Consider the following 26,412-nt stretch of genomic DNA (forward strand, 5'->3'; position numbering starts at 1 on the left):
ACCAGATGCTTATTCCGAAGAGGACTAAATATCGCAAGCAGCATCGTCCTACCCGTAAGGGCATGTCCAAGGGCGGCAACGAGATCGCCTTCGGCGATTTCGGCATCCAGGCACTGGCTCCGGCTTACGTGACCAACCGCCAGATCGAGGCCGCTCGTATCGCCATGACCCGCTACATCAAGCGTGGTGGCCGCGTGTGGATTACGATCTTCCCTGACCGTCCGCTCACCAAGCACGCTCTCGGTGCCCGAATGGGTTCCGGTAAGGGTGCCCCTGAGTTCTGGATCGCCAACGTGCGTCCCGGCCGTGTGATGTTCGAAATCGGCGGTGTCTCGGAGGAAGTCGGTCGTGAGGCCCTGCGCCGCGCCATCGACAAGCTCCCCATGAAGTGCAGGATCATTGCTCGTGAAGGCGGTGACAACTGATGTCAGTCGGTACAGCTGATTACACCATCAAGAACCTCAACGAAAAGACCAATGCCGAGATCGAGGCTGCTCTCAAGCAGTCCAAGGAAGAGCTGTTCAACCTCCGCTTCCAGGCTGCCACCGGTCAGCTCGAAAACACCTCTCGTCTGAAGGCCGTCAAGCGCGACATCGCTCGCATGTACACGGTTCTTCGCGAGCGTGAGCTTGGCATCAGCGAGGCTCCCGCAGAAGATAAGACCGAGGAGAAGTAAGCATGGCTGAAGAGCGTAACTTCCGCAAGGTCCGCCGTGGCTACGTCGTGTCCGACAAGATGGACAAGACCATCACGGTGGAGATCGAGCACCGTTCGACCCACCCGCTGTACGGCAAGGTCGTTCGCACCACCAGCAAGGTCAAGGCCCATGATGAACACAACGAGGCGCACATTGGCGACCTCGTGAGTATTATGGAAACTCGACCCCTGAGCAAGACGAAGCGTTGGCGTCTCGACGCCATCGTGGAGCGCGCTAAGTAATACAAGTTCGGCAAGGCTCGCCATTCACCCGGCGGCCGGGTTCGTCTCGGCCGCCGAGTGAATGGGGAGGACCAGCTCGGCTTAAGGAGAATCAATGATTCAGCAGGAATCGCGACTTCGTGTCGCCGACAACACGGGTGCCAAGGAACTCTTGACCATCCGCGTGCTCGGTGGTTCGAAGCGCCGTTATGCAGGCATTGGCGACGTCATCGTCGCCACTGTCAAGGACGCCATTCCCGGCGGATCGGTCAAGAAGAGCGACGTTGTCAAGGCAGTGGTCGTTCGCACCGTGAAGGAAACCCGCCGCGCCGATGGCTCCTACATCAAGTTCGACGAGAACGCCGCCGTCATTCTCGGCTCCGGCCGTGAACCCAAGGGCACTCGTATTTTCGGACCGGTCGGTCGTGAACTGCGCGACAAGCGCTTCATGAAGATCGTGTCCCTCGCCCCGGAGGTGATCTGAGTGGTAGCCAAGATCAAGACCGGTGATGAGGTCAAGGTCATCCGCGGCAAGGACCGCGGCAAGGAAGGCAAGGTCGTCAAGATCCTGCCGAACGACCGCCTGATCGTCGAAGGCGTTCAGCTCGTCAAGAAGCACGTCCGCGCCACCCAGCAGGGCCAGCAGGCCGGCATCGTGTCCGTGGAGGCCCCGATCCATCGCTCCAACGTGATGGTCATCGACCCCGAGACGAAGCAGCCGACCCGCGTCGGCGTCATCGTCAAGGAAGAGGCCCGTGACGGCAAGGTCAAGAAGGTGCGCGTCCGCGTTGCCAAGAAGTCCGGAAAGGAGCTGGCATGACCGATACCACTATCGAAGCGCCGGCAACCCCGCGCTTGAAGCAGCAGTACAACGAGGTCATCGTTCCTGAGCTGGAGAAGGAGTTCAAGTACTCCAACCCCATGCAGGTCGCTCGTGTCGAAAAGGTCGTCGTCTCCATGGGCGTCGGTGCCGCTGCCCGCGACTCCAAGCTCATCGAAGGCGCTGTCTCCGACCTGACCAAGATTACCGGCCAGAAGCCGAAGATCACCAAGGCCAAGAAGTCCGTCGCCCAGTTCCACCTGCGCGAAGGCCAGGCCATCGGTGCGTACGTCACCCTCCGTGGCGAGCGCATGTGGGAGTTCCTCGATCGCCTTCTGACCCTGGCTCTGCCTCGTATTCGTGATTTCCGCGGCATCAACGGCAATCAGTTCGATGGCAATGGCAACTACAACTTTGGTCTGACGGAACAGACGATGTTCATCGAAATCGACCCCGATGAGGTCGACCACCAGCGTGGTATGGACATCACAGTCGTCACCTCGACCAAGAACGACCAGGAGGCCAAGGTTCTGCTCAAGCACCTCGGTTTCCCGTTCAAGGAGAACTGATATGGCAAAAACCGCTCTGAAGAACAAGGCGGCCGGCAAGCCTAAGTTCAAGGTTCGCGCTTACACGCGCTGCCAGGTCTGCGGTCGTCCCCATTCCGTGTACCGCAAGTTCGGTCTCTGCCGCGTCTGCCTTCGCGAGAAGGCCCACCGCGGAGAGCTTCCCGGCGTCACGAAGTCCAGTTGGTAAATATCGACGCTGAAGGTCCACTGCTTCACGGCTGTACAAAGGCCGTGAAGCGGCGGAAACCACGGCGAGGAAGGGCATAAGCCCACATGACAATGACAGATCCGATCGCAGACATGCTTACGCGTCTGCGTAACGCGAGCACGGCTAAGCACGAGACCGTCGACATGCCGTACTCCAAGTTCAAGGCGGCCATCGCCGCCATCCTGAAGCGTGAAGGCTACATCAAGGACTTCACCGCCAAGGAAGCCAAGGTCGGCCAGACCCTTGAGGTCACCCTCAAGTACGGCCCGAACGGCGAGCGTTCCATCGAAGGCATCAAGCGCGTTTCCAAGCCGGGCCTTCGTCGTTACGCCAAGTCCGACTCCCTGCCCATGCCGCTGGGTGGTCTTGGCATCGCCATCATCTCGACCAGCTCGGGACTGATGACCCAGAAGGAATGCCTCAAGGAAGGCATCGGCGGCGAGATCGTCGCCTACGTGTGGTGAGAAAGGAGAGCTGATAACTTATGGCATCGCATATCGGTAAGCTCCCCGTCGCCATTCCGGCTGGGGTTGAGGTCAAGCTCGACGGACAGGTGTTCAGCGCCAAGGGTCCCAAGGGTTCCGACTCCTACACTATCCCCGAAGGCATCACCGCCACCGTGGAGAACAACGAGATTGTTCTCACCACGGCCGATGATCTTCGTCCCACCCGCGCCAAGCATGGCCTGAGCCGCTCCATCATCGCTTCGATGGTCAAGGGCGTGCACGAGGGCTACGCCAAGCGCCTGCTCATCGTCGGCACCGGTTACCGTGTGGTCGCCAAGGGCAAGGGCCTTGAGTTCTTCCTGGGCTACTCCCACACCATCACCGTGAACCCGCCGGAAGGCATCGAGTTCGAGATCGTCAACCCGAACGAGCTCGTTGTCAAGGGTTACGACAAGCAGGTCGTCGGCCAGGTCGCAGCTAACATCCGCAAGCTCCGCGCTCCGGAACCCTACAAGGGCAAGGGCGTCAAGTACGCGGACGAGCGTATCCTGCGCAAGGCTGGAAAGGCTGGTAAGTAATATGACCGTCAAGATTTTCGGTAAGGGCAAGAAGGTTGCCCGCCTGCGCCGTCACGCTCGTCTCCGCAAGAGGATCATCGGCACTCCCGAGCGTCCGCGTCTGGTCGTTACCCGCACCAACCGCAACATGTTCGCTCAGGTCGTGGATGACACCAAGGGCATCACCCTGGTCAACGCCTCCACGATGAACGAGGAGTTCTCCGGCTTCGAAGGCACCAAGACCGACGCCGCCAAGAAGGTCGGCGAGCTTGTCGCCGAACGTGCCAAGGCCGCAGGCATCACCGCCGTCGTCTTCGACCGCGGTGGCAACAAGTACCATGGTCGCGTTGCAGCTGTTGCTGAGGGCGCCCGCGAGGGAGGTCTGGCACTGTGAGCGACAACGAAGTGAAGGAAACCCAAGTGGCTGAAGATTCGCAGAAGAACGAAACCGAAGCCGGCGCCAAGAACGAGGAGCGCAAGGGCCGTCGCGGTGGTCGCGGCGAAGGTCGTCGAGGCGACCGTCGCAACCGTCGCGAGGAGAACCGCGGCGACGAGCTGCTGGACCGCGTGGTCACCATCAACCGTGTGGCCAAGACCCACAAGGGCGGTCGTACGTTCAGCTTCGCCGCTCTCGTGGTCGTCGGTGACGGCAACGGCACCGTGGGCGTTGGCTACGGCAAGTCCCGTGAGGTCCCTGCCGCCATCGCCAAGGGCCAGCTCGACGCCAAGAAGCACATGTTCACCATTCCGCGCGTCCGCGGCACCATCACCCACCCGGTGCAGGGCCACGACGCCGCCGGCACCGTGCTGCTTCGTCCGGCCGCCCCGGGAACCGGCGTTATCGCCGGCGGTCCGGTCCGCGCCGTGCTTGAGTGCGCCGGTGTGACCGACATCCTGTCCAAGTCCATGGGTTCGGCCAACTCCATCAACGTGGTGAACGCCACCGTCGCCGCCCTCAAGCAGCTTGAGGAGCCGGAGGAGGTCGCCGCCCGTCGTGGTCTGAGCCTTGAGGAGGTCGCCCCCGAAGCCCTGCTTCGTGAGCGTGCCGCCGGCATCGCCGAAGCCCGCAAGGCTCGCGAGGAAGCCGCCGCCAAGGCCGCTGAAGAGAAGGACGGTGAGTGAGCATGGCAAACATCAAGATCACTCTGAACCGCGGTTTCGTCGGCAAGACCGAAGCGCAGAAGGCCACCGCCAAGTCGCTGGGCCTGCACAAGATCGGTCAGTCCGTCGTCCGTGAGGACAACCCTGTCTACCGTGGCATGGTCGCCAAGATCCGCCACATGGTCACCGTTGAGGAGGCAGACTGATTATGACTGAGAACAACGAGGAAGTCACGATCATCCGCATGCATGACCTGCGTCCTGCCCCCGGCGCCAACAAGGACCGCATCCGTGTCGGTCGAGGCGAAGGCTCCAAGGGTAAGACCTCCGGTCGTGGCACCAAGGGCACGAAGGCCCGCTACCAGGTTCGTCCTGGCTTCGAAGGCGGTCAGCTCCCGCTGTACATGCGCCTTCCGAAGCTGCGTGGCTTCAAGAGCCCGTTCAAGAAGGTGTATCAGGTCGTCAACGTCTCCACGCTCGTCGAGCTCTTCCCCGAGGGCGGCGAAGTGACCGTTGAGGCTCTGGTCGCCAAGGGCGCCGTTCGCGGCGGCCAGCCGGTGAAGATTCTCGGCGACGGCGAGACCACGGTCGCCTTCACGCTCAAGGGCGTCAAGGCCTCCGCTTCCGCCAAGGCCAAGATCGAAGCCGCAGGAGGCTCCATCTCCGAAGAGTAATCTCTCGGGAGAAGCGCCTTCATAGGCAGTATGACCCTCCCCAAGGATTTGGGGAGGGTCATTGCATATGAGTACACTGTTTGCCTGTGCGCCTTCACTACGCGGGGCGTACTAAGGGAGGAACACGTGAGAACGCTAATACAAGCTCTCCGTACCAAGGAGTTGAGGAACAAGATCCTCTTCGTCTTCGGTATCATCATCATCTACCGCATCGGTTCATTCATTCCGACGCCGGGCGTCGACTACCGTGCGGTGCAGGACTGCGTGGCCAGCTCCAGCAACGAGGACTTCATCGGTCTGGTCAACCTCTTCTCCGGTGGCGCCCTGCTGCAGCTGTCGATCTTCGCGTTGGGCATCATGCCGTACATCACGGCGTCCATCGTGGTGCAGCTGCTGCGAGTGGTGATCCCCCGCTTCGAGGCGTTGCACAAGGAGGGGCAGTCCGGCGAGGCCAAGCTGACGCAGTACACGCGTTACATGACCATCGGTCTGGCGGTGCTGCAGTCCACCACGATTCTCGTCACGGCGCGCACGGGCGCGCTGTTCAACGGCCTGTGCACCAAGCCGGTCATCCCCGACGGGTCGGTGTGGAACCTCATCGTCATGATCCTGATCATGACGGGCGGCACGGGCCTGATCATGTGGATGGCCGAGCTCGTCACGGACAAGGGCATCGGCAACGGCATGAGCGTGCTGATCTTCATGTCGATCTGCTCGGGCTTCCTGCCCAAGCTGTGGGACATCGGCTGGGGCACGAACGGCTCCAACGGCGACTGGACGAAGTTCGGCATCGTCGTGGGCGTGCTGGTCGTCATCCTCGTGTTCGTCGACTTCGTGGAGCTGTGCCAGAGGCGCATCCCGGTGCAGTACACGCGCCGCATGATCGGCCGCAAGATGTACGGCGGCACGAGCACCTACCTGCCGCTGAAGATCAACATGAGCGGCGTGATCCCGCCGATCTTCGCGTCGTCGATCCTCGCGGTGCCGACCCTGATCGCCCAGTTCGGCAAGAGCGACCAGAAATGGGTGCAGTGGATCAACACGAACCTGGCCGACACGACGACCGTGTGGTACATCGGCCTGTACGCGCTGATGATCGTGTTCTTCTGCTTCTTCTACACGTCGATCACGTTCAACACGGACGAGACGGCCGACAACATGAAGCAGTACGGCGGCTTCATCCCCGGCATCCGTGCCGGCCGCGCCACCAGCGCATACCTTACGTACGTGATGAACCGCCTCAACACCGTGGGCGCCGTCTACCTGCTGTTCGTGGCCCTCATCCCGACCGTGCTCATCATGGCGCTGAACCTCGGCCAGCAGCTGCCCTTCGGCGGCACGACCATCCTGATCATCGCCGGCGTCGGCCTCGACACCCTGCGTCAGGCCCGCGCACGCACCGAGCAGTTCCAGTACGAGGGCTTCCTGCTCGAAGACGAAACCACCACCAAGGAGTGATATGCGACTGTTAATCATGGGACCCCAGGGCGTCGGCAAAGGCACGCAGGCCGCCCTGCTCGCCAAGCACTACGGCATCCCGACCATCTCCACCGGAGACATCTTCCGTTTCAACATCAAGAACAAGACGGAACTCGGCGTCGAGGCACTCAAGTACATCGACAAGGGCGAACTCGTCCCCGACGAACTGACCAACCGCATCGTCGAGGACCGTCTCGGCCAGGACGATGTGAAGAACGGCTGGATCCTCGACGGATACCCGCGCAACGCCTCCCAGGTGGAAGCGCTCGACGGCATCACCGCCAAGCTGGGCACCCCGCTCGACGCCGTCGTCGCGCTTGACGCCGATCACGACGTGCTCATGGCCCGCATGAAGAAGCGTGCCGAGATCGAGGGCCGTTCCGACGACACCCCCGAGGCCATCGCCAAGCGTCTCGACGTGTACGCCAAGGAGACCGCACCGCTGCTCGACACCTACGAACAACGTGGACTGCTCGTCAAGATCGACGGCACCGGCGATATCGACGACATTCAGGCCGGCATCGTCAACGCGCTTGACGCCCGCTGACGATCGCACATCATCGTGACGACACGGCGTTCCCGTGATTTGCGGGAACGCCGTGTTTCTGTTATTCTAAATATTTGGTGTGTCTTCGGGCATATCTTTAAGTAATCGTAGCCAAGGACGGGATCGAGAGCTCATGGCAAAAGACGGTGTGATTGAGGTAGAAGGTCGTGTTGTCGAAGCATTGCCGAACGCGATGTTTCGAGTCGAACTGGAAAACAAGCACATCGTTCTGGCGACCATCTCCGGAAAGATGCGTAAGAACTACATCCGCATTCTCCCGCAGGATCGCGTTGTGCTCGAAATGAGCCCGTACGATCTCAACCGAGGCCGCATTACGTACCGTTACAAGTAAAAGGAAAACCATGAAGGTCAGCCCCAGTGTGAAGAAGATCTGCGACAAGTGCCGCGTGATCCGTCGTCACGGCCGCGTCATGGTGATCTGCGAGAACCCGCGCCACAAGCAGCGTCAGGGCTGAAAGCAGACCCCAGCGGCAATTATCATCAGACGCTGAATCACAGTGTTCGCATCACCACGTGCGGCATTGAACCCCAGGTGCGGAGGCCTGGGCCGTGAATTCGGACGATTTGGCGTAAGACCTCCGATGAACAGAAGGAATCGCAATGGCACGTCTTGCCGGAGTCGACATCCCCAATGAGAAGCGCATCGAGATCGCCCTCACCTACATCTTCGGTGTTGGTCGTACTCGTGCCAAGGAAACGCTCGCAGCGACCGGAATCAATCCGGACACCCGCGTCAAGGATCTCTCCGATGAGCAGCTGATCACGCTGCGTGATTACCTCGAAGGTAACTACAAGATCGAGGGTGATCTCCGCCGTGAGGTGGATGCGGATATCCGCCGTAAGATCCAGATCAACTGCTACCAGGGTATGCGTCATCGCAGGCACCTGCCTGTCCGTGGCCAGCGTACCAAGACCAATGCCCGCACCCGCAAGGGTCCGAAGCGCACGGTCGCCGGTAAGAAGAAGGCCGCCTGATATCCAGGCGCCGAATCAGGCCACGAGGCGTTCGTCCTCATCGCCTGACATAGCAATACATTCGTACAACTAGGAAACGAGGATCCATGGCAGCTGCGAAGCAGGCCACGCGTAAGCCCCGTCGCAGGGACCGTAAGTCGGTTCCCGTCGGGCAGGCGCACATCAAGTCCACATTCAACAACACGATCATCTCGATCACCGATCCGTCCGGAGCCGTCGTCTCCTGGGCCTCCGGTGGCGATGTCGGCTTCAAGGGCTCCCGCAAGTCCACGCCGTACGCCGCTGGCATGGCCGCCGATGCCGCCGCTCGTAAGGCTATGGAACACGGCGTCAAGAAGGTCGACGTGTTCGTCAAGGGCCCGGGTTCCGGTCGTGAAACCGCCATCCGCTCCCTGCAGTCCGCAGGCCTTGAGGTCGGCTCCATCTCCGACGTCACCCCGCAGGCTCATAACGGCGTTCGTCCTCCGAAGCGCCGTCGCGTCTGAAGCACTGACCTACAGAATTTCATAATCCAACCCGCGAAAACCGACGAGTGCACGGTCGGTTTGAGCTGAAAGGATAGTACAAGTGCTTATTGCACAGCGTCCGACCCTGACTGAGGAAGTCCTCAATCCCCAGCGTTCCCGCTTTACCATTGAGCCGTTGGAGCCTGGTTTTGGCTACACGCTCGGTAATTCGCTGCGCCGCACGCTGCTGAGCTCCATCCCCGGGGCTGCAGTGACTTCGGTCCGTATCTCCGGTGCCCTGCATGAGTTCACCACCCTGCCGGGCGTCAAGGAGGATGTGACCGAGATTCTTCTGAACATCAAGGGCATCGTTCTCACCAGCGAATATGACGAGCCTGTCGTCATGTACCTGCGTAAGAGCGGCGAAGGCGAGGCCACCGCCGGAGACATCACTCCGCCGGCCGGCGTCGTCATCTCCAACCCGGATCTTCACATCGCCACCCTCGCCGAGGACGGCGAGCTGGAGATCGAGTTCACCGTCGAGCGTGGCCGCGGTTACGTTCCTGCACAGATGAACAAGCAGGATACGGGCGAGATCGGTCGCATTCCGGTGGATTCCATCTACTCTCCGGTGCTCAAGGTGAGCTACAAGGTCGAGGCTACTCGTGTCGAGCAGCGCACCGACTTCGACAAGCTCATCCTCGACGTGGAGACCAATCCGGCCATTTCCCCGCGTGACGCCGTGGCGTCCGCCGGCTCCACCCTTGTCGAGCTGTTCGGCCTGTGCCGCGAGCTCAACAACCAGGCGGAGGGAATCGAGGTCGGCCCGGTTCCGGTAGTGGAGGAAACCAACCCCGAGATGGCGGTCCCGATCGAGGACCTCAACCTGACGCAGCGTTCGTACAACTGCCTCAAGCGTGAGGGCATCCACACGATTGGCGAGCTGGTCTCCCACACGGAGCAGGACCTGCTCGACATCCGCAATTTCGGTATGAAGTCCATCGACGAGGTCAAGGAGAAGCTGCAGGCCCTCGGTCTGTCGCTCAAGGCCTCCCCGCTGGGCCTCGACAACATCAATCTCGAAGGAGGCACGTTCTTCTCTCCCGAAGACGAGGCCTGACGGCCGACCGTCTTTCGGAGGGGAAGATCGTCTTCCTCGAACAAACGCCGTTCCGTGCCGCACAGACGTTTGGGCATATGCCCTCCTGGCGGCATGGAACATAAGGAGTAACTACAATGCCTACACCCAAGAAGGGCCCGCGTCTGGCTTCCAGCCCCGCTCACGAGCGTCTGATGCTCGCCAACATGGCGACCAGCCTCTTCCAGCACGGCCGCATCACCACCACGCTGCCGAAGGCCAAGCGTCTGCGTCCGCTCGCCGAGCGTCTCATCACGTTCGCCAAGCGTGGCGACCTGCACTCCCGCCGTCGTGTCATGCGCGTCATCCGCAACAAGAGCGTCGTGCACGCCCTGTTCACCGACATCGCTGAAATGATGGAGCAGCGTGAAGGCGGCTACACCCGCATCGTCAAGATCGGCGCCCGTCGTGGCGACAACACGCCGCAGGCCGTCATTGAGCTCGTCACCGAGCCGCTGAGCGCCAAGAAGGCCACCGTCGCCGAGGCCGAGGCAGCCACCAAGGTCGCCGCCGACAAGGAGGCCGAAGAGGCTCCGAAGACCGAGGCCACCGAGGCCGAGGCTCCGGCCGCTGAAGCCACCGAGGCTCCGGCTGAGGCTCCCGCCGAGGAGAAGGCCGAGTGAATCGTTAGTCCACTTCGGTGAACGACGTTTCATATCGTTGTTGCACAAGGGTCCGAGAACCGTATGGTTCCCGGACCCTTGTTCGTTATATTCGGCGGGGAAGGGCGCAGACCAAGGGAGTCGTCGTTAGGAGCAGTCGTCGATTCCTCCGATAATCAGGGCATATGGCAAAGTGGAACGTATGCGTTTGAGAATCGATTTGGGATATGACGGCGGTGCGTTCTACGGATGGGCGCGCCAGCCGCGGTTACGCACGGTGCAGGGGGAGATCGAACGTGCCATACGGACCGTTCTGCATCTCAACCGGGGGAGTGGAGGGACCCTGGCCGGCCCCGACATTCCGGAATCGGCCGATACCGATGGAACGGCCGACGACATCCGTCTCGACGACATCCGTCTCGATGACATCCATCTCGTCGTGGCAGGACGCACCGACACCGGCGTTCATGCGTTGCACCAGGTATGCCATCTCGACGTCGACGAACGATTGCTGGCGCGATGCGTCGGCCACATGCAGGTGACTCCGGTCGAGGCGTTGGAACGGCGTCTTCAGCGGGTGCTGCCCGACGACATCGCCATCCATCGCATCTCTGCGGCGCCCGACGGGTTCGACGCGCGGTTCTCCGCCCTCGAACGCACCTATGTGTACCGCGTATGCGACGACGGACGATTCGTGGACCCCCGCACCCGGGGATTCGTCGTCGCCATCGACGGACGGCTCGACGTCGACGCCATGAACGAGGCCGCGGCATCGACGATCGGTCTGCATGATTTCGGATCGTTCGCCACGCCGAATCCGGGAGGCACCACCATCCGTGAGGTCAAATACGCGCGATGGGAACGTGTGGACCCTCATGCACCGTTGCACGGTGCCTACGGGGAGCCGGTGCCATACGCCGAATCCGGCCTGCTGTGCTTCACCATCGTGGCCGACGCCTTCGCCCGCAACATGGTCCGCTCCCTCGTCAACGGGTGCCTCCAGGTCGGACGTGGCCGCAAAAGCGTCGAATGGTTCGTCGGAAAGATGGCCGAGCCGAAACGAGAGGGATCCACCGGTCCGGCCGCCGCCAAGGGGCTCACCCTCGAATACGTGGCCTATCCTCCGGACGACCAGCTCGCCTCCCGGGCGCAGGCCATACGCGCGGTGCGCACGCTGTGACGGCAAACCGACGAACGCTGTGCCGAAGGGCGGTACGCCGACGGCCGGCCATGCAGAGGTCTGGTCGCATGGTCCACGAAGCATTCCCGAAACATTGCGGTGGGGGTTTCGTTAACGACCGGCGTCTACGGTGATGAGCAAGTGCGTGGACCGTCGTGTCCGCGGGATACGTGGGAAAAGGAGTGAACCGTGATTCAGTCGTTGGCACAGAAAGTGGCCGCGGAACTCGTCGGCCGTCGGGACGCCATCAACCGTGAACTCAGCCGGAACGGAGTGCGATTCGGCATCTACAAGAACGGCCGATACCATGACCAGCTGTTCCCCTACGATCCGATTCCCCGCGTCATCGAATCCGCTGATTTCGACATGCTCGAACTCGGCCTCAAACAGCGCGTCGATGCGTTGAACGCCTATCTGCGCGACATCTACTCCGACAAGCGCATCATCCAGGACGGCGTCATCCCCGAGGAATACGTATACACGTCGTCCGGATACTTCCCGCAGGTCAACGGCGTGACGCCACCCGGCGGCGTGTTCGCCCACATCGCCGGCGAGGACCTCGTCCAGGGCGAGGACGGCCGCTGGTGGGTGCTCGAAGACAACCTTCGCATCCCCTCCGGCGCCAGCTACCCGCTGTTCGTGCGTGACATCGAACGGCGCATCTCCCCACGACTGTTCCGCGACGTGCGCGTGCGAGACAACCGCGCCTATCCGATGCTGCTGCGCCGGTCCATGGACTTCGTCTCCACCGAAGGCATCGCCGTGGTGCTCACCCCGGGACGATACAATTCCGCGTTCTTCGAACACGCGTATCTGGCGGAGAAGACCGGTGCCATCCTCGCGTTCCCCGAGGATCTGGAAGTCGAGCACGACCAGCTGTACTTCATTGACTACTCCGGCAGCAAGCATCGCGTCGGCGTCGTCTACCGTCGTCTTTCCGACGAATACCTCGACCCCTTCGCCTTCAACGCCGACTCCGTGATCGGCGTGCCAGGCCTGCTCGGCGCCTATCGCGCCGGAAACGTGGCCATCATGAACGCGCCCGGCAACGGCGCGGCCGACGACAAGGCCATCTATTATTTCGTTCCGGCCATGATCCAGTACTATCTGCACGAGGACCCGATTCTGCACAACGCACCCACCTATATGCCGATGTTCGCGCAGGACCGCAAGACCGTGCTCGACCGCATGGGCGAGCTCGTCATCAAGGACGTCGCCGAGGCCGGTGGCTACGGCGTCGTCTTCGGTTCGTCGCTCGACGCACGGCAGCGTGAGGAACTCGCCGACAGAATCAAGGCCGAGCCGCGACGGTTCATCGCCCAGGAGGTCATCCAGTTCCGCGACATCGACGTGGTCGATCCCAAGACCGGCGCGCGCGAGCCCCGCAAGGCCGACCTGCGCGCGTTCGTCGTCACCGGTTCCGACACCCGCGTCTGGTATTCCGGCTTGACCCGCTACTCGTCCGTGCCCGGACAGATGATCGTCAACTCGTCGCAGGGCGGCGGGTTCAAGGACACCTGGGTGCTGGCCGACGAAGACACCACGCTCAAGGACATGTACGACGAATTCAAGAACGAGAAGATCTCCATCGCCACGCAGACGCAGCGGCACTCCCTTTCGCTGCTCACCGCCACCAAGGCCGAGGACCTCTACTGGCTTGGACGCTACACCGAACGCGTGTTCACCACGCTGACGAAATTCTTCCCGTTCTACGACCACGTGATGGACACCGACGTCGACGCCTTCCGGCCGTTCGCCCGTGCGCTCGACCTGCCCGAGGACTTCGAGGACTTCGACACGTTCATCCACAGCTTCCTCTACGATGCCGGCAACCCGAACTCCGTGCGTTCCGCCATGGACTGCGCGTTCAACAACGCGGTCGTGCTCCGTCCGGAACTCAGCTCCCGCGTGCTGCAGTACGTCGAGCTGGCACTGAGCAGCATAGCCGACGGCTCCGAACGCTCGTCCGCCGCCGAGGACATCTACGACCAACGAGACGTCACCGACCACATGCTGGCGTTCTGGGGCGCCGTGGAGAACTCGGTCGTAGACCAGACGCTCAAATCGTTCCTGTTCGTGGGCAAATACCTCGAACGCCTCGACCTCTACACACGTCTGCACGCCGACGCCGCCGACCTCAAGCCCGCATTGCGCAAGCTCGTCGACTATGCCGTCACCCTGGACGGCCTGCCCGTGCCGCAGTGCTTCGTCTCCGGCATCCGCTGGCTCATCGGGCAGCTGCCCAGCCGCGGCTACGACGACCTCGCCGCCACGCTCAGAGAGTTCCAGAAGGGGTTCTCCGACCACGTCATCGCGGAGACGCTGAAGCCGCTCGCCTCGATCAGCACGATGAACCTCACGCGCCATACGGACATGCTGGCGAATCGTTCCCCGCAGACGACTACAGTAGAATGACGGGAACCGATATATGCCGAAAAGGAGCTGGATTCGTTGAAGAAACTGTATTTTGATTACGAGATGCGGCTGGACTTCAGCTCGCCCGTAACCGATCACCGTTTCCAGCTCCGATGCATACCCGCCACGGGGCCACGGCAGCAGGTCATCGACACCAAGGTCGTCATCGACCCGTCCGTCGAGGCCAGCCAGTCCATCGACTCGTTCGACTCCGTCGTCATGACCGGATATCTTCCCGAACCACATACGCATTTCGGATACAAGGTGACCGGCATCGCGTTCGTAGACAACGCCAACATCAAATCCGAGATCTACAAGCCGCTGTATCGTTTCGATTCCGCGCTCACCATCCCAGGCCCGACCGTCAAGTCGCTGACCGAACGCTGCGCCGAACGCCTGCGTCATGAGAGAAACAGCGGTTCGCCGGTCGCCGTCGCCACGGTCATCATGGACGAGGTCTTCAAGTCGTTCGTCTACACGCCCAAATCCACCACCATCTACACCACAGCCGAGGAGGCGCTCGCCCAAGGCAAGGGCGTGTGCCAGGACTACGCGCATGTGATGCTGTCCGTGTGCCGCCATTTGGGCCTGACCGCGCGGTATATCGCCGGACTGCTGGGAGGCGAGGGCGCCACGCACGCATGGGTCGAGGTGTATCACAAGGACCGGTGGATCGGACTCGATCCGACGCACAACCGTCTCGTCGACGACAACTACATCACCATCGCCCACGGACGTGACTACCGCGACTGCATGCTCGACATCGGCGTGTTCTCCGGCAACGACGTGAAGCAGAGCCAGTGGGTCAACGCATCCGTGCACGAAGTCTCACACGTCGGACTGTAAGACGGGAAACAGGCCCATGCCACCTCGAAATCACGAGTTGTGAGGCAGGATGCGCGACACGGCGACGACGGGATTTGCCTCGGTCTCGGGGTTGTGGCATACTATACAAGTTGCCTGATTGGGGCAGCACATGGATAAGTGTCCGAGTGGTCTAAGGAGCACGCCTCGAAAGCGTGTGAGGGCAACCCCCTCCGCGAGTTCGAATCTCGCCTTATCCGCCCTTGGGGATTTCGGCTAACCGCCGGAATCCCCTTTTTCGTGCCGAAACCGTTGGAATCGCAACGTTCTCGGCATGGAGAGCGAGAACCTTCGGAAATGCGTGGGGAAGCGAAAAGAAGAGGAAAAACCGGTATGATGAGGGGTAAATAAAGAGGCAAGAAAACACGGGGAAAAGCTTGCCCCTTTAGGATGCGAAAGGATCGGTGACGATATGGTCGGAGCGAGGAAACGGCAAAGACGCCGTTTCGGCAAGATTCGTCGAATCAGCAGGGGAGGACGGGAATACATCGAGGCATCGTATCCCACTCCGCCCGAAGCGTTCGCCAAATGGCCGGGTCTGCCCCAGCGCCAATACAAGACTGTTCCTCCCGAGTACGAGACCGAAGCGGAGTCATGGCTCATTGCAGCCGAACGGGACATCAAGCTCGGCATATGGACCCCACCCCAGACCGAGCGCGCGAAAAGGAAACGGGATTCCGTCACGTTCCGCGACTATGCCCAGACATGGCTGAAGAATAGACATAAGTCCACAGGCGAGCCGATTCGTGAAACCACCAAGCAGAAGTATCGTGAGGCGCTGCGTCTGTATCTTTATCCGTATTTCGGCGACAGGAGCATGCGTTCCATTTCCGCCAGCGACGTACAGGCCTGGTGGGACGGATTCACGCCGGTAAGGGCCAATGAGGGAGTCAGCTTGGAGGCACGACGAGTCAATGTGTACTCGACGCTGCGCGCCATCATGCGCAGTGCGGCCTCAGAGCCGATCGACGATGAGGGGAACACCCTTATCGATGTAAACCCATGCAAAATCAAAGCGGTCAGAGTCCCCGCCAAACACAAGATCGTCATAGCCGAGTTGGACCAGATCAAGGCCCTTTGCGAGGCGCTTCCGGATTGGATGCGACTCGCCGTGTACATCAGCGGATATACCGGCCTGAGGGAAGGGGAATGCCTGGGATTGCAACGTCGCGACATCGATTTGAAAGCCAGGGTGATACACGTACGCCGTGCGGCCAAGACCGAAAACTACGAGGACGGAAGCAGAAAGAACGTCCTCGGCGAGCTCAAGACCCGCAGCAGTTATCGCGACGCCAAATTCCCGGAAAACCTCGTGCCGCTTATTGAAGACCATTTGCGGCGATATGTGGGAAAAGAGCCTGAGGCGCTGCTGTTTCCTGCACAGAGGGCAGGCGGCATCTGCTCTGGACAGACCTTCCGCAACGCCTTCGGTCGGGCCAAGACCAAGGTTCCGGGCCTTGCCTCCATGCGACCACACGACCTTCGGGATACCGCGCTGACGATGCTTCATGCCGAAGGCGCGACGACCGGTGAACTCATGCGTCAGGCCGGGCACAACACCCTGGCGGTTGCGAGCAAGTACCAGCATCGAGTCGAAAGCCACTTCGATCAGGTCCTGCGAAATTTTGACGCCGACATAATCGGCGTCAAGGGCGATAAGGCCGTTTCGAAGGAAAACAAAGCGACCCAGTCCAGCGATCTCTCCACGATACTTGCCGAGATGGCTTTGCCCGACAGAGTACGGATACTCAAAGGTCTTGATCCGGAGAAAAGGCTCGCCATGATGAGGTCCTTCGACGAGAAAACCCGGATAGAGACCATGGAACAGCTACTGAAGGAGATGTGAACGGGCAATGCCGAAATTGGAGAACAAGATACGAGGCGCATTCAGACGGTTTATCAGTAATACCTACAGAACCGGCGTGATCGATGGCATGCGAATAGTGGGCGTTCAGGTTCGACTTGGGGAATTCGTCGGCAAGGACGCGAACCGCGGGCGATACTGGGGGAATCCAGCCGATGGTCTTGCAGATCGAATCAACAGGTACCGGGCATGGGCCGACGGGGCTTCTGACATGGTGCTGGAGACGGTCGCCGTCATGGCCGAATGCCGACTGGATGATTCCGCTTCCTATCCATGGGGGAAAATCCAGACGTTCATCGAGAACGCGTTGAGCCGTTTCGAACAAAACTCCCTAAGAGAACGCGAGTCTCTGGGACTGGGACAGTTGCTCATTGACGATTCCGATTACCTATCGTCGGTTATGAAGCCGTGGGCCATTTTCAGCGACGGCGAGGAGAGCGATCAACGCATCGCGCGATTCATTGACGACACCGTGAATGATTGGCGGGAGAACTATACTCGCGACAGCGGCCTTCGTCTACTGAAACTGATTAAAGAGCTGGAAGATGATGATGAGGAGGCCGCAATGGCCATCGTTTCGTTATCGATAGAGGCCTGCGCCTTCTGGCATATGCAGAAGTGGAGGTACAGGAGAGGAGAACAGGGGGAACGTCCCAGCGAAGAAGCCTGGGATATCTATGCGCTGAAATACAACGAGGAATACGATAGGGCACGAGACAATGGGTATGCTCCCACCACCGTGACAGACGCCATGAAAACGCTGATTGACGCGTATGGGCATGGGAAAAGCGCATTCGACGCAGAATGACTCCCAAAAACGTGCTTGAACGCCGAGATGCGTTATACTGATTCTCGCCGCGAGTAATAGTTCGCCCGCACCATCGGTTTACGGTGCGGGCGCGGTCTGAACCGTTGCCGCATCCTGACACGGGAAAACACGAGCGGTACCGCCACCACCAAGGTCAGCGGCTCCTTACCGGAGAAAAAGACCCAGGAAGATCAAAACACCGTTGCGAGGTGAGCATTCGCATATCCATATTTTGCGAATACTTGCAGAAAGAAAATGACATCATGACCGTGACAATCGATGGGCCTCTACTGGTGAGCCGAGAAAAGGCTATGGAGCTGCTGGACGTCAAGGACCCGAGAATCATCACCCGGCTCATACAGAGCGGACAGATCAAAGCCCTTAAAGTCGGGGGACGATACAAGATCAATCTTCAAAGTCTTGTCCGATTCGCGAACTGCGAAGGCAGATAACCGACGAAATCGGAAAGGAGACCTTCTGATGGAGGGAAAAGACATGACATGCGGCGGGCGTTCGAACGGCATACTCGACATCGACGGATTCATCGCATACGTGCCCGGAATGACCAAGCAGCTAGCCGCACGACTCCGACACGATGGAACCGGCCCCGTCTACATCAAGGTGGGTCGCCGCATCCTGTATCGGAAAACCGCGATTGAAGCATGGCTTCGCGAAAACGAGCGGGTAATCGCCTCCGACGGACGATGAAAAAATGCCGCTGTGCTAGCAGCGGCATTCCAAAAAATCAGTTATTAAAACCAACCAAACTCAGTATACATGTCAGTCGTGACATGCTCAAAACCACTTAGGACATTTACTTAGGACATTTTTGAGCGTTGGAAACATTGACTTATGTCACATATGTCACTTAGGACATGCAATAGAGGAAACATGCATAACCTCAACTTCAGAATAGCCAACCAAATCGAAGATGATGACGCAACTGAATGGCTGACCCCGTTCATACCCCTTGCCGGCGCGACATTCGCCTATGGGGAAGGAGGCGTCGGCAAGACGTCCTTCTTCAACCTGGTGGCCGCGCAAGTCACCGCAGGCAAGGCCGGAGGCGTATACGACGGCCAAGGCAAGGGCGTCCTGATCCTGAATAAGGAGACCCGCATGGGGACTATGCGGGCAAAGCTCGAAGCCAGCGGGGCCGACACCCGCAGAGTGACCCTGCTGGGGCCGGAGGAGGAGGTGAACGTCTGCAGAGGACTGGAGTCTCAACTCGGCCGATACGTCGACGAACATGACATCAGCCTCGTGATATTCGACCCCATCACCGCATACATCGGAAATGCGAGCAACAACAAGCACGAGGATATCAAGAACGCCGTAATCAAACTCAACCTCTTCGCGATGAAGCATAACGCGGCCGTGGTGATGATCAGCCATTTCAATCGGAGCCAGCATTCCATCGCGGACGCCTACATCGGATCGGTGGCATGGGTGAACCAGTCACGGCAGGCAATCGGCTTCGTACGGGACAAGGAGCGCGATCTTCACCTGATACAGGTGACAAAATCGAACGAAGGGGAAACCGGCGGCGTCTATGCCTACGACATGCAAGTGGCTGAAAACACCGTACCAGGACAACAGGCCATTGCCATTGCAGGGAATCTGCGGGCCGCTCCGGAGGAGAACCCGGACGACGTCCTCGCCCGGCAGTACTCCCTGAACAAAGCCATGGATCCGGAGACACTGGGCGATAACGCGCATGAGGTCTACTCCGCACTCATCGAAGAGAACGGAATCGCGCTGAGAAGCAGGATAATCGACAAACTGGGCGGCGGCAACAGTCCCGCGAACGTGAGGCGCCTGACCCGCGCCCGGCAGCAGCTCGAAAAACTGGGGCTAGCGAGATCGGCTCGTCTCAAGGAGCCCGCCGCACGGACCATATGGTATCTGGCCGAACGGTACCATTCGGCCGACGAGGCGAGAGAGGCCATCCAAAAGACGCTGACGGCCAATAACGGCTAAGGAAGAAGGAAGGCGGCCCACAGCCTACGAGCTGCGGGCCGCCGACAGGGGCCTTATGACGGCCTACCTGCGTTCACGCCAATCGGCCACAGCCGCATACGCGAGAACCGCCATATAGGCGACCCAAGCGAACGTAGACGACATTTGACCGGCCAAGACGACGGCTGATGCCGTCGCGATGATGGTGAACCGTGACGAGCCGCCCTGCGGCCCCTGCGGATTGGTCTTCATGAGACTTCTCCTTCCTTTTTGTTTCTGGATGTTGGCGAATCACTTCGCCGCCCGTCATCCGAGTTCCACGTCGGAATCCGAGCCGAGCTCCACTTTAGCCGGTGAGGGCAGAGACCCCATGCAAATCCCCTTGTTTATATGCCCAAGAACGATCAGACGCAGACGGACCATGTCCGGTTTTTCACGAATCCCGGAGCATTCGGCCTGATGATCTACGAGAAATTCCCCGAACGGGATGCCGTCGTGTCCCATCATGGTGGATAATGGAAGTGGTGGTAAAGGCAGTTCCACCCATCCGGCATTTTTGAGGGCCTGCACCTAAGACTTTGGTCGGATGGAGCCCAAGCCGCCGGGCCTACCAGCCCGTTTCTGGATGTTAGGGACGAAAGAGTTCTCTCTTCCGTCCCTTTCTCATCAGGAGACTCATCAGAAGATTATTCCCACGTGGGGTCGGGAAGCTCCAATCGCAGTTGGGTTCTACCATTTTTCTTGTTGCATTTGGTATGCGCCCGGCACACGGCGTGCTCGGGAAGACGGCCGATGTACTTCGCCATGGTTTTGCTGGTGAGGTATCCAATATGACGACCGTCCAGTCTGACGTGATATGTGGGCTCTCCCGCATGCACGCCGCTAGGGAAGGTGCCCAGATCGATCTCCACCCAGAGATACGTGAACGCTCCGTAGGAGGATAGGAATTCGGAATTGCCCTGCGCCCCGGAAACCGTGACGCTAGCCCCCGGAGGGAGCGTCTCCCCGTTCGGTTTCGGATTCTTCGTCTCAGTGTCCTTGTCTTCAAGGAAACGACTCTTCATAAAGGCACCGCTCTTTGCCGCGCGGGTACGTCGGGACCGTTCCGCCAGGGAATCCGTCCATTCCAGCGGCTCATCGCTGCTTTCCAGACGTTTGTAGCATTGCCATGTCTGGATTGCATCGGACAGCGCGCGATGCTCCTCACGGTCAGCCAGATTCAGCACACGCAGCAAGTCCAGCAGAGAATGGGATCTATGATCCGAGAAACGATACCGGCTCATTTCCATGGTGTCTATGCGATCATTGAACAACGGCAGCAATCCCATACGCATCGCCGCATCATTCAGGCATCGCAGATCATAGTCGATGTTGTGTCCCAGAATGGTCCAGTTCCGCAACCGGTCCAATACCGCGGGCAATACCTTGTCGATGGTCGGTTGCCCCTTCAGCATGTCGTCGGTGATGCCGCTGATGTGGTTGTTGAAGTACGACAACGGAATTCCGGGGTCGATAAGCGACTCGAACCGATCAACCTCCACATCGCCGTCCATGAACAGGATGCCGATTTCGATGATGTCGTTATCGCCCGTGGTCTCGATATCCAGTGATGCGATACGCATGCTACTCCTTCTTCCAGGCGGCGGGCCAGTTGGCGGGCTGGGGCAGTTCCTCCAGCGCGGGCAGAGCGTCTACGATGTCGAGGGTTTCCATGCTCACGCGGATGACCTTTTCCACGAGATCCACGATGTAACGCGGGTCATCGCTGTAGTCGTTCGGGTCGTTGGTGATGCCGCTCTTCTTGTCGGTGGTGACCTTATACCTGTCGATGAGCCAGCCGATCGCGCTCTTGCCGTTGACCACGTACTCGTAGGCGCGCAGCGGGATGCCCTCGATGGTCAGGTTCTCCGCCACCTTGAGGATGCTGCGGTCAGGCACCTTCCTGCCGGTATCCGGATCCTTGACCTTCTTCGGGTACACCATCTTCTCGGTGCGGCCCGGATTCGTCTTGTCGCCGACCTCCATGACCGGCCACGGGTCCAGCGACTCGTAGTCGAGATGCAGGTGCGCGAGGGCGCGGCCGGCCTTCATGAACGCCTTGAAGTCCCTGGCCAGCGGGATGCGCGGCAGCTCCTTCTTCAGGTTGTTTGCGAAGCGTTTGCGGTATTCGGGGCTGTGCAGCACGCCGTACACGTAGTAGAAGATGTCCTCCTTGGTGATCTTGAGGTTCGGATACGCCTCGCGGAACACTTTCAGGCCGGTGTCAGTGATTGCGTCATGGCGGATGTAACCGTGGCTGTCCACCTCATCCAACGTGAGCGCGCCGGTGTTGTCGGCCTTCTCGTACCAGTAGAGGGGGAAGCACTGACCGTGATGGTTCAGTTCAAGGTCGGGCACGCAATCGCTGATGAACGGCCCCCGCTCGCCCATGATGATTTCCAGATTCGATGCATCCGGATACGGGAACAACTTAAGTTGCTGGAATACACGTTGGTTCAAAAGTTTGTCGAAATATACATTTTGCTTGCAGAACGGTCTGTATTGCGCCACTCGTAGACATGGTTCGTTGAAACTTGCCAAGACACCTCTGGCACAGCTGGACTCCAATGAAGATGACCACTTGATAGCCTGATTGGAATAGTCAGGTTGATACTCTTTCCAACCACCGGCATGAGCACAATCATGGACAGCCTGATTATATGTGTCAATCAAACGATTAACACATACTGAGAGGCTGCTTCTACTGAAGTTGTATACCCAAGCATCACGATTGGTATTCAGACCAAGCGAGTACGTACAGAACATTCCTTCAGGTTGCTTATATTTTTCAATGGCCACTGGTATGAAGGTAGTGTAGCTGTCGTCGCGTTGGTCAAGCCAGTCGCCATGCTTGTCCGGGGTGAGTTCGACCCAATCAGGATCGGTTTCCACCGTGTCCTTGAGGATGTCGAGTTTCTGCTGGCGGTTCAGGTAGTCGCCGATGTCCCGGTAGTGGATGGCGCCGTGTTCGTTGGATGCGGGGTTCTTGACGAGCATGGTGATGGCGATGGTCGCACGGGAGCCGGAATCGAAGATCTTGCCTCCCTCACGACGTGACTCCTCGCCTTGCGTACGCTGGTTGCCACGCAGGTTGTATACATAGATGCTGTTGAACTCCCTGGCAAAACAGCGTCGTACACCAGCACCGGAAGCGCTAGTAATCCATCCTCCATTGGAGACGAAGCAGACGATGCCGGAGTCGCCGATGCGGTCGGACGCCCAGCGAAACGCGCGGATGTAGTGATCGTAGAGGGTGCGGATGCTTGTGGCAGTCGTTCCGACGGTGTACGTTTCTTCGATTCGACTGTCCAGAGTTCGATAAGACGTGTTCTGGTTGCCCGATCCCTCGCTGTCGCCGGCACGATACGGCGGGTTGCCGACGATGACCTTGATCGGCAGCGCCTTCTGCTCGCGCACGCGTGCGGTGTTCTCGGTGAACACGCTGTCGTCCATCGTGTCACCGTCCTCGTGCATCTGGAATGTGTCGGTCAACAACGCGCCGGGGAATGGCTGGTAGTCGCCCCCGATGCGCTTGTGGTACGACTGTTCGATGTTGATGTCCATGATCGTCGCGGCCAGCGGGACGATCTCATTGGAATGCAGGTCGTGCGCGTACTTGTACGGCAGATCCGACGCATCAATCAGCGTCTCGTCCTCGATGAGACGGCAGATGTACGTGCCGGTGCCGGCGAACCCGTCCAGCACATGCACGCCGCGCGAACCCAATGACTGGCCGAACTCGCGTTCGAGCGCACGCTGGACCATGTGCAATTGCGCGTCGACGACCTCGACGGGCGTGTAGACGATGCCGAGGCTGTCGGCGGTGTCTTTGAACGCCTTGGTGAAGAACTCGTTGTAGATCTCCTTGATGAGGTTCTGCTTGGCGACGTCCGTCTCCAACTGGCTCGCGGACAGGCGCACCGACCCGTACAGGTCACGCAGGGTCGGGTTGTCGCCCAGACTGGGCAGACCAGCCTCGTACAGCGCAGCCATGGTGCGGTCAAGGCCCTGGACGATGGGGTTGTGGTCAATGACCTCCTTGTTGGTGAACAGGGTCTGGAAGATCGGCTTGGTGACCTCATGCTGCGCGAGCACGGCGATCGCGTCGGTCTCCGAATAGCCGGGGTTGAGACTGTCCTTCAGACCATCCACGAACCCGAGGAACGCTTCACGCGCGGGACCGGGCTGGTCAACGAGCTGGTAGATGGCTTCGGCACGTTTGCTGGTGATGGCGGCGATGTCATCGGTCCATTCGCCCCAGTAGATCTTCGTGCCGCATTTGCGCACGATCTGCGCGTTGATGGCCTTCGCCATCTCGCCCAGCTCGAAATCCAGCTCCGGCTGGAAGTTCTCGCCGCTGTTCGGATCGTCGCCTTCGTCAGGTTCTCCGTTGCCGTTGTTCTCCGGCGGATTATCCCCGCCGCCCACAGTACCGGGTTTTCTGGTGGATCGCCTGCGTTTGCGTAGTTTGGACTCGTCCAACACCTCGACCTCGATGATGCGCTTCAACGAATCCTCGTCGCCCAATGCGGCGGCGTTGATGATCGCGTCCAACCGTTCGTCGTGGCTCCTGAGGGCGCGCACGACCTGCCAGACGACCTCGTAGACTCCCGAAGAGAGAATCGTGTCCGGGTCCGCGCCCATCGGGATGACGACCGGGATGATGATGTACCCGTATTCCTTGCCGGGCGCTTTGCGCATGACGCGGCCCACCGATTGGATGATGTCCACTCGGCTGCGGCGCGCGTTCAGGTAGATCACCGCGTCCAGGTCGGGCACGTCGATGCCCTCGGCGAGACAACGCGCGTTCGAGAGGATATGGCACTCGTTGTCCGCGGTGTCGGCGGCCAGCCAGTCGAGCTTGCCGCGGCGGGTGGCGGCATCCATGCCGCCGTCCACATGGTCGATCTCCACCTGCACCTCACGGCCGGCGGCGATCATCCGACGGTTCGCGTCCGTGTCCTCAAGATTGCGCGTGTAGTCGTCGATGACCGTACGGAACCGCGAGGTCAACGCCTTGGAATCCTTGATGGACGCGGCGAACGCGATCGCATGATGCAATACGCGTTTGGCGTCGTCCGGCCCGGTCTCGGCGGCATGCCGGCCACGGTTGACCAGTTCGGCCATGCTTTTCGCATGACGGCGGTCGAACAGGGCCTTCCAGCAGCCCACGAACTTGGCCGCGTCGTCCAGCGGGATCGCGGAGTCCTTCGCGCCATACTGTTTCTGCATGGCCGAGCCCATCATGTCCTCGGCGACCTGCATGACCACGATCTTGTAGTCCGTGAGCAGTCCCAACGCGACGGCCCTGCCGAAACTCAATCGGTACGCGATGCGGCCGTACACCTTCTCGTCGTCCATGCTGGCGATCTCGATCGCACCCTCTTTGGCCTTGTTCTTCGCGCCCTCGCCGTAGATGCGGGGCGTGGCAGTCATGTACAGGCGCTTGTCGCTGTGGATGAAGTCCGCGTCGTGGATCTTCTGGAACGCGGCCTCCCCGTCCATCACGCCGGTAGTTCGGTGCGCCTCGTCGCAGATGGTCAGGTCGAACGCGGGCAGGCCCAATTGTTGGGCGTCGTGGATGACCTGGATCGACTGGTACGTGGAGAACACCACGTTCAACGCGTCCCCACGCGGGCGGAACCGGTTGGCGACCGTCTCCGGGTTCGTGGTCGCGGGGAACGGGATGTCCGTCAGCTGGCCGTAGGACTCCCGGTCGGCCTTGCCCAGCTTGCTGGCCTTGCCGTCCGAACACACCACATACACGTTGATGCGGCAGCGCGTCTGGTTCACCCAATCACGCATCGACTGCGACACCAACGAAATCGACGGGGCCAAAAACAGCACCGTGCCGCCCGCCCCCACCTGCTCCTCCACGAGACGCAGCGAGGTCAGCGTCTTGCCGGTGCCGCACGCCATCACCAGCGAACAGCGGTCATGGTCGGCCAATTCCGTCTTCACCGCGTCGATCGCCTCGCGCTGGTGCGGTCGGGGATCATAGGTCACACGATCCCCGGACTCCGATCCGTCGATGAACGCGCCCCAGTCGAGGTTCGATTCACGCATTGTGTCCAGGTCAAGCCTCACCAGATCCATGTCGGGGTGCGAGAGCATGAACCGTTCCAGATTCGACGAATACCCGCGCACCGTGTCCGCGATCATGAAATGCCCATACCGATGATCGGCCTGCGCGGTCATGAAGAACGTGGCCACGTCCGCGTCCGTCAGCTTCGGCTTCGAATAGCATTTCGCCTGGATCGCCCAATACGAGCCGTCCACGTCCTCGGCCACCAGATCGATGCCCGTGTCCATATGGCCGTCGTTCGTGGGAGCGTCCTCCCACAGCCACACCCGCGTGACACGCTCCACCCACGAGGGATCGTGTTCGAGGAAGAACTCCACCGCACGCTCGAACCGCGTGCCCTGCTCACGCCTGTCCACCGACTCGGCGACGATGCGCGCGAAAATCTCGTCAATGCCCATGGGCCCTCCTCATGCAACCTCCGATATTTGCAAGAATACAGCCGGAGAACGGCAATATGGATATGGACGAACCATGTCGCGAAGGACGGAGAATCGACGGATGGATATGATGCGACATGCAGCCGATGCCATCCAACGGCAACCAAAGGATATCCACGGAATCCAACCATGGCGCAGTCCCACAGAAACCGGCATGAACCCCTACGATTCAATGCATACAGGGAATGTGCTCTGCCTACCGGTGGTAGGTGGGTGGTGTCGTGGCTGGTTTCGGTCGGGTGGTGGTGTGTCGTGGCGTAT

General features: G+C 60.1%; 33 protein-coding genes and 1 tRNA gene. 30 read left to right on the top strand and 4 right to left on the bottom strand.

Annotated elements, in window-relative coordinates; translation table 11 throughout:
• Positions 1-5 precede the first annotated feature (5 nt).
• The 30 genes from rplP to DF200_RS04005 all read left to right on the top strand — a co-directional run bounded on the left by rplP (position 6) and on the right by DF200_RS04005 (position 19,611).
• The gene (gene rplP, locus DF200_RS03860; RefSeq protein WP_109136978.1) at positions 6-425 is read left to right on the top strand and encodes a 50S ribosomal protein L16; all 420 of its coding nucleotides are present in this window, start codon (positions 6-8) and stop codon (positions 423-425) included.
• Positions 425-676 carry a 50S ribosomal protein L29 gene (gene rpmC, locus DF200_RS03865; protein ID WP_109136979.1) on the top strand — a complete coding sequence of 84 codons (252 nt, stop codon included), beginning with the start codon at positions 425-427 and terminating at the stop codon, positions 674-676. Before rplP ends, rpmC begins: the two co-directional genes overlap by 1 nt.
• Positions 677-678: 2 nt before the next feature.
• Complete coding sequence (gene rpsQ, locus DF200_RS03870; RefSeq protein ID WP_109136980.1) at positions 679-939, top strand: 30S ribosomal protein S17; 261 nt, start codon at positions 679-681, stop codon at positions 937-939.
• Between the two features lie 94 nt (positions 940-1,033).
• Complete coding sequence (rplN, locus tag DF200_RS03875) at positions 1,034-1,402, top strand: 50S ribosomal protein L14 (RefSeq protein WP_093959612.1); 369 nt, start codon at positions 1,034-1,036, stop codon at positions 1,400-1,402.
• Positions 1,403-1,738: a 50S ribosomal protein L24 gene (gene rplX / locus DF200_RS03880; protein WP_109136981.1), complete on the top strand. Its 336-nt coding sequence runs from the start codon at positions 1,403-1,405 to the stop codon at positions 1,736-1,738. It abuts the gene before it with no gap.
• A complete protein-coding gene (gene rplE, locus DF200_RS03885; protein WP_109136982.1) occupies positions 1,735-2,307 on the top strand; it encodes a 50S ribosomal protein L5 in 573 nt (190 codons plus the stop codon). The genes rplX and rplE overlap by 4 nt, the downstream gene beginning before the upstream one ends.
• A gap of 1 nt (position 2,308) precedes the next feature.
• Positions 2,309-2,494: a type Z 30S ribosomal protein S14 gene (locus tag DF200_RS03890; protein ID WP_033493929.1), complete on the top strand. Its 186-nt coding sequence runs from the start codon at positions 2,309-2,311 to the stop codon at positions 2,492-2,494.
• A gap of 86 nt (positions 2,495-2,580) precedes the next feature.
• Positions 2,581-2,979, top strand: coding sequence for a 30S ribosomal protein S8 (gene rpsH / locus DF200_RS03895; protein WP_100510723.1), 399 nt, complete (start codon positions 2,581-2,583; stop codon positions 2,977-2,979).
• A gap of 20 nt (positions 2,980-2,999) precedes the next feature.
• On the top strand, positions 3,000-3,539 hold the full coding sequence (gene rplF, locus DF200_RS03900; RefSeq protein WP_109136983.1) for a 50S ribosomal protein L6: 540 nt from the start codon (positions 3,000-3,002) through the stop codon (positions 3,537-3,539).
• Position 3,540: 1 nt separating this feature from the next.
• Entirely contained in the window at positions 3,541-3,912 is a 372-nt protein-coding gene (gene rplR, locus DF200_RS03905) for a 50S ribosomal protein L18 (RefSeq protein WP_109136984.1), read from the top strand.
• Positions 3,909-4,640 (top strand): 30S ribosomal protein S5, encoded by a 732-nt coding sequence (rpsE, locus tag DF200_RS03910; RefSeq protein WP_109136985.1) that lies wholly within the window; start codon positions 3,909-3,911, stop codon positions 4,638-4,640. Before rplR ends, rpsE begins: the two co-directional genes overlap by 4 nt.
• 2 nt (positions 4,641-4,642) lie before the next feature.
• Complete coding sequence (rpmD, locus tag DF200_RS03915; protein ID WP_109136986.1) at positions 4,643-4,825, top strand: 50S ribosomal protein L30; 183 nt, start codon at positions 4,643-4,645, stop codon at positions 4,823-4,825.
• Positions 4,826-4,827: 2 nt separating this feature from the next.
• Positions 4,828-5,292 (top strand): 50S ribosomal protein L15, encoded by a 465-nt coding sequence (gene rplO, locus DF200_RS03920; protein WP_109136987.1) that lies wholly within the window; start codon positions 4,828-4,830, stop codon positions 5,290-5,292.
• 126 nt (positions 5,293-5,418) lie between these two features.
• Entirely contained in the window at positions 5,419-6,750 is a 1,332-nt protein-coding gene (gene secY, locus DF200_RS03925; RefSeq protein WP_109136988.1) for a preprotein translocase subunit SecY, read from the top strand.
• Between the two features lies 1 nt (position 6,751).
• A complete protein-coding gene (locus tag DF200_RS03930; protein WP_109136989.1) occupies positions 6,752-7,318 on the top strand; it encodes an adenylate kinase in 567 nt (188 codons plus the stop codon).
• Positions 7,319-7,451: 133 nt separating this feature from the next.
• On the top strand, positions 7,452-7,670 hold the full coding sequence (gene infA, locus DF200_RS03935) for a translation initiation factor IF-1 (RefSeq protein ID WP_004268611.1): 219 nt from the start codon (positions 7,452-7,454) through the stop codon (positions 7,668-7,670).
• A 10-nt stretch (positions 7,671-7,680) separates the two neighbouring features.
• Positions 7,681-7,794, top strand: coding sequence for a 50S ribosomal protein L36 (rpmJ, locus tag DF200_RS03940; RefSeq protein WP_093959598.1), 114 nt, complete (start codon positions 7,681-7,683; stop codon positions 7,792-7,794).
• A gap of 145 nt (positions 7,795-7,939) precedes the next feature.
• Positions 7,940-8,314, top strand: coding sequence for a 30S ribosomal protein S13 (rpsM, locus tag DF200_RS03945; RefSeq protein ID WP_109136990.1), 375 nt, complete (start codon positions 7,940-7,942; stop codon positions 8,312-8,314).
• Between the two features lie 86 nt (positions 8,315-8,400).
• The gene (gene rpsK / locus DF200_RS03950) at positions 8,401-8,799 is read left to right on the top strand and encodes a 30S ribosomal protein S11 (protein ID WP_109136991.1); all 399 of its coding nucleotides are present in this window, start codon (positions 8,401-8,403) and stop codon (positions 8,797-8,799) included.
• 82 nt (positions 8,800-8,881) lie between these two features.
• The gene (locus tag DF200_RS03955; RefSeq protein ID WP_109136992.1) at positions 8,882-9,880 is read left to right on the top strand and encodes a DNA-directed RNA polymerase subunit alpha; all 999 of its coding nucleotides are present in this window, start codon (positions 8,882-8,884) and stop codon (positions 9,878-9,880) included.
• Positions 9,881-9,996: 116 nt separating this feature from the next.
• Positions 9,997-10,521: a 50S ribosomal protein L17 gene (gene rplQ, locus DF200_RS03960; protein ID WP_109136993.1), complete on the top strand. Its 525-nt coding sequence runs from the start codon at positions 9,997-9,999 to the stop codon at positions 10,519-10,521.
• A gap of 181 nt (positions 10,522-10,702) precedes the next feature.
• The gene (gene truA, locus DF200_RS03965; protein ID WP_109136994.1) at positions 10,703-11,680 is read left to right on the top strand and encodes a tRNA pseudouridine(38-40) synthase TruA; all 978 of its coding nucleotides are present in this window, start codon (positions 10,703-10,705) and stop codon (positions 11,678-11,680) included.
• Between the two features lie 189 nt (positions 11,681-11,869).
• A complete protein-coding gene (locus DF200_RS03970; RefSeq protein ID WP_109136995.1) occupies positions 11,870-14,095 on the top strand; it encodes a circularly permuted type 2 ATP-grasp protein in 2,226 nt (741 codons plus the stop codon).
• 36 nt (positions 14,096-14,131) lie between these two features.
• Positions 14,132-14,941 (top strand): transglutaminase family protein, encoded by an 810-nt coding sequence (locus DF200_RS03975; protein WP_109136996.1) that lies wholly within the window; start codon positions 14,132-14,134, stop codon positions 14,939-14,941.
• 132 nt (positions 14,942-15,073) lie between these two features.
• Positions 15,074-15,159 (top strand) — tRNA-Ser (locus DF200_RS03980).
• Between the two features lie 212 nt (positions 15,160-15,371).
• A complete protein-coding gene (locus tag DF200_RS03985) occupies positions 15,372-16,805 on the top strand; it encodes a tyrosine-type recombinase/integrase (RefSeq protein ID WP_109136997.1) in 1,434 nt (477 codons plus the stop codon).
• Between the two features lie 7 nt (positions 16,806-16,812).
• On the top strand, positions 16,813-17,631 hold the full coding sequence (locus tag DF200_RS03990; RefSeq protein ID WP_109136998.1) for a hypothetical protein: 819 nt from the start codon (positions 16,813-16,815) through the stop codon (positions 17,629-17,631).
• Between the two features lie 311 nt (positions 17,632-17,942).
• On the top strand, positions 17,943-18,083 hold the full coding sequence (locus DF200_RS11300) for a helix-turn-helix domain-containing protein (RefSeq protein ID WP_369126284.1): 141 nt from the start codon (positions 17,943-17,945) through the stop codon (positions 18,081-18,083).
• Between the two features lie 28 nt (positions 18,084-18,111).
• On the top strand, positions 18,112-18,339 hold the full coding sequence (locus DF200_RS04000) for a helix-turn-helix transcriptional regulator (RefSeq protein ID WP_109137000.1): 228 nt from the start codon (positions 18,112-18,114) through the stop codon (positions 18,337-18,339).
• Between the two features lie 183 nt (positions 18,340-18,522).
• Entirely contained in the window at positions 18,523-19,611 is a 1,089-nt protein-coding gene (locus DF200_RS04005; RefSeq protein WP_158275765.1) for an AAA family ATPase, read from the top strand.
• 63 nt (positions 19,612-19,674) lie between these two features.
• Here DF200_RS04005 and DF200_RS10775 read toward each other — a convergent pair whose 3' ends face one another.
• The 4 genes from DF200_RS10775 to DF200_RS10965 all read right to left on the bottom strand — a co-directional run bounded on the left by DF200_RS10775 (position 19,675) and on the right by DF200_RS10965 (position 26,112).
• Positions 19,675-19,842, bottom strand: coding sequence for a hypothetical protein (locus tag DF200_RS10775; RefSeq protein ID WP_158275766.1), 168 nt, complete (start codon positions 19,840-19,842; stop codon positions 19,675-19,677).
• Between the two features lie 54 nt (positions 19,843-19,896).
• The gene (locus tag DF200_RS10655) at positions 19,897-20,097 is read right to left on the bottom strand and encodes a hypothetical protein (RefSeq protein WP_146192006.1); all 201 of its coding nucleotides are present in this window, start codon (positions 20,095-20,097) and stop codon (positions 19,897-19,899) included.
• 179 nt (positions 20,098-20,276) lie between these two features.
• Complete coding sequence (locus DF200_RS04010) at positions 20,277-21,212, bottom strand: 3'-5' exonuclease (RefSeq protein WP_109137002.1); 936 nt, start codon at positions 21,210-21,212, stop codon at positions 20,277-20,279.
• 1 nt (position 21,213) lies between these two features.
• Positions 21,214-26,112 carry a type ISP restriction/modification enzyme gene (locus DF200_RS10965; RefSeq protein WP_193903124.1) on the bottom strand — a complete coding sequence of 1,633 codons (4,899 nt, stop codon included), beginning with the start codon at positions 26,110-26,112 and terminating at the stop codon, positions 21,214-21,216.
• Positions 26,113-26,412 lie beyond the last annotated feature (300 nt).

This window comes from Bifidobacterium catulorum, from assembly GCF_003129925.1.
Taxonomy (GTDB): domain Bacteria; phylum Actinomycetota; class Actinomycetes; order Actinomycetales; family Bifidobacteriaceae; genus Galliscardovia; species Galliscardovia catulorum.

Bases quoted from the DNA above. Each gene is read 5' to 3' on its own strand.
- rplP (WP_109136978.1), top strand. From the start codon at position 6: ATGCTTATTCCGAAGAGGACTAAATATCGCAAGCAGCATCGTCCTACC.
- rpmC (WP_109136979.1), top strand. From the start codon at position 425: ATGTCAGTCGGTACAGCTGATTACACCATCAAGAACCTCAACGAAAAG.
- rpsQ (WP_109136980.1), top strand. From the start codon at position 679: ATGGCTGAAGAGCGTAACTTCCGCAAGGTCCGCCGTGGCTACGTCGTG.
- rplN (WP_093959612.1), top strand. From the start codon at position 1,034: ATGATTCAGCAGGAATCGCGACTTCGTGTCGCCGACAACACGGGTGCC.
- rplE (WP_109136982.1), top strand. From the start codon at position 1,735: ATGACCGATACCACTATCGAAGCGCCGGCAACCCCGCGCTTGAAGCAG.
- DF200_RS03890 (WP_033493929.1), top strand. From the start codon at position 2,309: ATGGCAAAAACCGCTCTGAAGAACAAGGCGGCCGGCAAGCCTAAGTTC.
- rpsH (WP_100510723.1), top strand. From the start codon at position 2,581: ATGACAATGACAGATCCGATCGCAGACATGCTTACGCGTCTGCGTAAC.
- rplF (WP_109136983.1), top strand. From the start codon at position 3,000: ATGGCATCGCATATCGGTAAGCTCCCCGTCGCCATTCCGGCTGGGGTT.
- rplR (WP_109136984.1), top strand. From the start codon at position 3,541: ATGACCGTCAAGATTTTCGGTAAGGGCAAGAAGGTTGCCCGCCTGCGC.
- rpmD (WP_109136986.1), top strand. From the start codon at position 4,643: ATGGCAAACATCAAGATCACTCTGAACCGCGGTTTCGTCGGCAAGACC.
- rplO (WP_109136987.1), top strand. From the start codon at position 4,828: ATGACTGAGAACAACGAGGAAGTCACGATCATCCGCATGCATGACCTG.
- DF200_RS03930 (WP_109136989.1), top strand. From the start codon at position 6,752: ATGCGACTGTTAATCATGGGACCCCAGGGCGTCGGCAAAGGCACGCAG.
- infA (WP_004268611.1), top strand. From the start codon at position 7,452: ATGGCAAAAGACGGTGTGATTGAGGTAGAAGGTCGTGTTGTCGAAGCA.
- rpmJ (WP_093959598.1), top strand. From the start codon at position 7,681: ATGAAGGTCAGCCCCAGTGTGAAGAAGATCTGCGACAAGTGCCGCGTG.
- rpsM (WP_109136990.1), top strand. From the start codon at position 7,940: ATGGCACGTCTTGCCGGAGTCGACATCCCCAATGAGAAGCGCATCGAG.
- rpsK (WP_109136991.1), top strand. From the start codon at position 8,401: ATGGCAGCTGCGAAGCAGGCCACGCGTAAGCCCCGTCGCAGGGACCGT.
- rplQ (WP_109136993.1), top strand. From the start codon at position 9,997: ATGCCTACACCCAAGAAGGGCCCGCGTCTGGCTTCCAGCCCCGCTCAC.
- truA (WP_109136994.1), top strand. From the start codon at position 10,703: ATGCGTTTGAGAATCGATTTGGGATATGACGGCGGTGCGTTCTACGGA.
- DF200_RS03985 (WP_109136997.1), top strand. From the start codon at position 15,372: ATGGTCGGAGCGAGGAAACGGCAAAGACGCCGTTTCGGCAAGATTCGT.
- DF200_RS03990 (WP_109136998.1), top strand. From the start codon at position 16,813: ATGCCGAAATTGGAGAACAAGATACGAGGCGCATTCAGACGGTTTATC.
- DF200_RS11300 (WP_369126284.1), top strand. From the start codon at position 17,943: ATGGAGCTGCTGGACGTCAAGGACCCGAGAATCATCACCCGGCTCATA.
- DF200_RS04000 (WP_109137000.1), top strand. From the start codon at position 18,112: ATGGAGGGAAAAGACATGACATGCGGCGGGCGTTCGAACGGCATACTC.
- DF200_RS04005 (WP_158275765.1), top strand. From the start codon at position 18,523: ATGCATAACCTCAACTTCAGAATAGCCAACCAAATCGAAGATGATGAC.
- DF200_RS10775 (WP_158275766.1), bottom strand. From the start codon at position 19,842: ATGAAGACCAATCCGCAGGGGCCGCAGGGCGGCTCGTCACGGTTCACC.
- DF200_RS10655 (WP_146192006.1), bottom strand. From the start codon at position 20,097: ATGATGGGACACGACGGCATCCCGTTCGGGGAATTTCTCGTAGATCAT.
- DF200_RS04010 (WP_109137002.1), bottom strand. From the start codon at position 21,212: ATGCGTATCGCATCACTGGATATCGAGACCACGGGCGATAACGACATC.
- DF200_RS10965 (WP_193903124.1), bottom strand. From the start codon at position 26,112: ATGGGCATTGACGAGATTTTCGCGCGCATCGTCGCCGAGTCGGTGGAC.